Origin of the sequence: Paraburkholderia sp. BR14312 (assembly GCF_040948675.1) — a bacterium.
Taxonomy (GTDB): Bacteria; Pseudomonadota; Gammaproteobacteria; order Burkholderiales; family Burkholderiaceae; genus Paraburkholderia; species Paraburkholderia nodosa_A.
This window is the reverse complement of the sequence record NZ_JBFPKI010000053.1, coordinates 1-1,445: the sequence shown is the minus strand read 5'-3', so window position 1 is coordinate 1,445 and position 1,445 is coordinate 1. Positions and strand designations below refer to the sequence as shown.

Annotated in this window: 1 protein-coding gene; it reads left to right on the top strand. The window is 65.3% G+C overall.

Annotated elements, in window-relative coordinates:
* Positions 1–80: 80 nt before the first annotated feature.
* Positions 81–1,445: ISNCY family transposase (locus AB3X98_RS41940; RefSeq protein WP_368607188.1), on the top strand; the 1,365-nt coding region annotated here is incomplete at its 3' end.

Here is a 1,445-nt window from a genome sequence, read left to right as displayed (position 1 = left end):
CGTGTTCTGGCTATTTACAGATGTCGTGTTTTTGAGCGCTGGCAAGCTGGCAGACTGCTGCAACCGCTGCGGGGCCTGCCATGAAGCCGGACACGACGCTGGTGAGTTTGAGCATGCGCGAACTGGACAGACTGAAGGTTATACAGGCCATCGTTGAGACGGGCCTCAAGCCCGGCCGTGCCGCCGAACGGCTGGGTCTGACAGTACGTCAGATCGAACGGCTGGTGATCCGGTACCGGGAGCACGGGCCGTCTGGCGTGGCCTCGGGCCGGCGCGGTCAGCCAGGTAACCGCAAGCTCGACGAAGGCCTGGCGTTGCGCGCCCTGATGATCATCCGCGAGCGCTACGCCGATTTCGGGCCGACGCTGGCCCGCGAGAAGCTGGACGAATGCCACGGCATCCGGCTGTGCAAGGAAACGGTGCGCCAACTGATGACCCAGGCCGGCCTGTGGGTGCCGCGCAAACAGCGTCCACCGAAGGTCTACCAGCCGCGCGCACGGCGTGCATGTTTCGGCGAGCTGGTGCAGATCGACGGCAGCGACCACCGCTGGTTCGAGGACCGGGCGCCGGCCTGCACGCTGCTGGTGTACGTGGACGACGCGACGAGCCGGCTGATGCACCTGCATTTCACGCAGACCGAATCGACGTTCAGCTATTTCGAGGCCACGCGCGCGTATCTGGAGCGCCACGGCAAACCGGTGGCGTTCTACAGCGACAAGGCGAGCGTCTTTTACGTGAAGCGCCGCGCCGAGACTGCAGGCAAAGGTGTCACCCAGTTCGGCCGGGCGATGTATGAGCTCAATATCGACACGTTCTGCGCGAACTCAAGCCCCGCCAAGGGCCGCGTGGAGCGCGCCAACCTGACGCTGCAGGATCGCCTCGTGAAGGAACTGCGCCTGCGCGGCATCAGCACGCTGGACGAAGCGAACGACTGGGCCCCCGCCTTCATGGCGGCCTACAACGCGCGCTTCGCGAAGCCGCCCAGAAGCCGGTTCGATGCACACCGGCCGCTGCGTGCGGACGAGGATCTCGACGCAATCCTGACCTGGCGGGTACAGCGCAAGGTATCGGATTCACTCACGCTGCTGAACGACCGCGTGATCTGGCTGCTGAAGGACACACCGGCAACCCGCCGGCTGATCGGCCGCTACATCGAGGTATGGGAGTATCCGGACGGTCGCATCGAGCTGCGGGCCGGTGGTGCAGCACTGCCCTGTATCCCCTATGACAAGCTCTCGGAAATCGACCAGGGCGCCGTGATCGAGCACAAGCGGCTCGGCCATGCGCTGCGCGTCGCCCAGGCGCTGCAGGCGCAACGCGATAACCGTCGCGTATCAGGCTCGCCATCCCGCACCAATCGCGGCGCCGCGGTACGCAAACCGAAACCATTGCCTGGCGCACGGAAGCAGCGCGAAGTGACGCTCGAGGACTTGAATGCGGCGGTA